At 35.6% G+C, this 3452-nt stretch carries 3 protein-coding genes; 1 reads left to right on the forward strand and 2 read right to left on the reverse strand.

The window, feature by feature from the left end; translation table 11 throughout:
* A partial coding sequence (locus tag RRG12_RS41905) for a CHAT domain-containing protein (RefSeq protein ID WP_420763209.1) occupies nt 1-1077 on the forward strand: 1077 nt, incomplete at its 5' end.
* Here RRG12_RS41905 and RRG12_RS41910 read toward each other — a convergent pair.
* Together RRG12_RS41910 and RRG12_RS41915 are read right to left on the reverse strand one after the other, a co-directional pair.
* Nucleotides 1038-1904, reverse strand: coding sequence for a tetratricopeptide repeat protein (locus RRG12_RS41910; protein WP_420762906.1), 867 nt, complete (start codon nt 1902-1904; stop codon nt 1038-1040). The two genes, RRG12_RS41905 and RRG12_RS41910, sit on opposite strands and share 40 nt — an antisense overlap.
* A 174-nt stretch (nt 1905-2078) precedes the next feature.
* A partial coding sequence (locus tag RRG12_RS41915; protein ID WP_420763210.1) for a protein kinase occupies nt 2079-3452 on the reverse strand: 1374 nt, incomplete at its 5' end.

Raw genomic sequence — 3452 nt, forward strand, 5'->3', positions numbered from 1 at the left:
CTCAAATGCGGCAAACTCGACCTTGTTGCTTTAAATCAGCTTCAAAAATTGGATGACACCCCAGCAATAATTCACATTATTGATTTGAACAATAGGATAGAAGTAATTGTTCAATCTCCAGGCAACTCCCCTCATCACCACTCCGTTGATTCAAAATTAGTTAGAACTCATGTCAACACCTTGTTAGAAATTCTACAAGATGAAAAACTCGTTTATACTAAGGAACATATAATTACTTCACATTATCAAGTGCTATATAAAGAGTTAATTGCACCTTTAAAAAAATATTTGCCTGACTCCGGTACATTAATCTTTATTTTAGATAAATCTTTCCAAAGTCTGCCAATGAACTTGCTGCATGACGGGAAAGATTATTTAGTGAAGCACTATAGCTTTTCAGAAACTTTGGGTTCTAGAGTCCGAATGCCTAAGCTTTTACAACAAGATCAGATGAAAGCTTTCATCGCTGCTCTGTCTATACCCAGTCCCAGCTTGACAGATTCAAATGCTCCTCCAGGAGCAGAAGCTTTACCCCAAGCAAAACAAGAAGCAGAAGATGTCAGAAAACTAACTAATTCTTCACTTATATTATTAGATAAAGAATTTACTAGTTCTAACTTTGGGCAGAGAATAAGTGAAGAAAATTTTCCTATTGTTCACATTAGTACTCATGGACAATTTAGCTCTAAACTTATACGTACAGGATTTTTAGCTTATGATCGACAAATTAATATTAGAGAGTTTGACAGCTTACTAAGAAATAAAACTCAAGCTAGTTCTGATATAATTGAGTTGTTAGTTTTAAGCGCCTGTCAAACCGCTAAGGGTAATAAAAGATCAGCTTTAGGAATTGCTGGAGTTGCAGTACAAGCAGGAGCAAGAAGTACAGTAGCAACCTTATGGTTAGTAGAAGCAAACTCCACTGTTGAACTGATGGAAGAATTTTACAAAGGATTAAGAAAGGGTTTAACTAAAGCAGAGGCGTTAAGACAGGCGCAATTAGCATTAATGACAAATCCTAAATATGCTCATCCTTACTACTGGGCACCCTTTTTAATCGTTGGTAGTTGGTTGTAAAAATCTATTATTTTTAACCCCTCTTCCACTTTTTTAAACTCAGATGAATTGTTATTTTTTTTCGCTAATTCAGATGCAGTCAAATATTGGCGTTTAGCTTCGTCTGGTAAACCTGCTTCAAAATAGCGCTCACCTAATACTCTATAAATGGTCGGATTTTTACTACCTGCCCTGACTGCCTTATTTAATATTTCAAGGCTTTCATCCAAGAAACCTCTAAATGCATATACAGCATCTATGTCAAGAACAGCTTCATCTTGAGGTAAACCTAGAGAATTGATTTGCTTTACTATATCTAAAACCCGTTTAATTTCCTGCTCAGAAAACAAGTTTACTACAAACGAATCCGCAGTGGGAGGAGAATCTTTTCTATAAGCGATAATAGAGATATTGAATGCTTGATCAAATGCTAATTCTTTTTCTTCTGGAGGGTAAGTAATTCTATTTTTATCTACAGTTTTTTCCCATTCAAACTCATACCCTTTTACTCTCACTTTATAAGAAGTAGCACCTGGAACAGAACGCCAAGCTATGTCTGGTCGAGTTTTCATTAATGAACTGGTATAAGGATAAATAATTTTAGGCTCATCCTCTTCTCCTGTTCCACCTTTTCGGATTAAGCAGACATCTATATTACTTGGATTGCAACTAGAACTAGATGTATCAGTTATTGTACATTTATCAGAAGGAATAGCTCCACTTGATAAATCTAAAATATTTCCTGAACTCAGGCATAAGAATTTTACATAACCACCATTCAAAACTTCTAATCGCTCTCCCTGACAAACTAAACTTCCTGGCTCAAAACGTTTGTCTCCTTTATTCATTACTCTTCCAAGTGGCGGGTTACAGCGAACCTGATTTCTTGTTACTCTTATAAGAGGTACGCTGGCCAAAAGTGGCGCATCTTTAATCAGAAGGATGCTCAAGCAGGACAATACAATAATTTTTCTACTAGTTCTCACTTTCTCTTGCTATTTATATCACTGATTAGCAGATTATCACTTTTTGAGAATACGATCTAGTAAATCTTCTCTCCATATAATAACTTCCGGCAGACCAGATTTACCTAAAATGCATGCTGCTATAGAAATTCTAGCATCATCATTTTTACCTAAAGCTTCTTGGATTTGAGATAATAGGCAGTAAGCATCTATTCTCTGACCATCTAAATCAATCGCTTTTTCCAAATATTTTTTGGACTCACTCAATCTATTTTGCATTAATCTTGACCAGCCCAAATCTTTGTAGAACGAAGCTTGTAACTCCCTATTCTCAGTTTTACTTAAACCTTGTAAAGCTAAAGTAACAGCGGTATTATAATCACCACTTTTATTCTTCAATCTTGATAAAGCTGCAATAGCAAATATAGCTTCATTACTACTTTTAATAGCTAATTTATATTGCTTCTCAGCTAAATCATATTTACCTTGTCCATCATAAAAAAATCCTAACCCGTAGTGTGACTCCCATTTATTAGGCTTTAATTTAAAAATTTTTTCATAAGTATTACTTACGCAAGTATAATCTTGTAATTGCTGACATACTACTGCTAAATTATTATAAGCACTATCATCTTTAGGATTATATTTTATAGCTAGTTCGTAATTATTTCTAGCAAGCTGAGGATCGTCCTTGTTGCGAAATCCTAGACCAAGATAGAAACTGGAGATTGAATAAGTCAAATCAGCTTGGTATTTAACTGCTATCCGAAAATTATTTTCAGCATCCACCAATTTGTTTTCATTGTAAGCTTTCTTACCTTGTTCTAAAAAATAATCTGCTACTATAGGGGATAGTTCAGAATTTAAGTTAATCGCTGTTTGAAAATTTCCTTGAGCATCTATCAAACGATTTTCTTGGTAAGCTTTTTTAGCTTGATTTAGATAATAATTAGCTATAAAAGGGAGAGATATATAGAACAAGCCAGTAACAGTTAAAGCCGCTAAAACAACCGCACCCACCTGAAATGAACTCGATGTGATTACACGATGAAGTTTTGATTTAAATGGTAATTGCTCCAAACCATGCAAAAGGGCTTGTGTAGATAGTGGACGCTTCGCTGGTGCCGGAGCCATCAAATCATCTAGCAAATCTGCAAAGGGTTTTTCAATGTGTCGTGCTTTATTTCTCCAGATAAGTCTTGTTGTGTTTGGGTCTGTTGGCAGGTCGAGTACACGAATTCCAGTTACTAAATATGCTAGCGTTCGCCCTAATGCATAGAAATCTGATTGCGGTACTGCTTGCCCGTTAATTTGTTCTAGGGGAGTAAAGCCAGCAGTTACAAGTACTGTAACTTCATGCTGACCAAGCCCCATATCATTTCCCCCACTTCCACTAACTTTAGCTAGATAGGTACGAGTTACTTCTCGAAC

The sequence above is a fragment of the Nostoc sp. CALU 546 genome, assembly GCF_048836525.1.

Bases quoted from the DNA above. Each gene is read 5' to 3' on its own strand.
- RRG12_RS41910 (WP_420762906.1), bottom strand. From the start codon at position 1,904: ATGAATAAAGGAGACAAACGTTTTGAGCCAGGAAGTTTAGTTTGTCAG.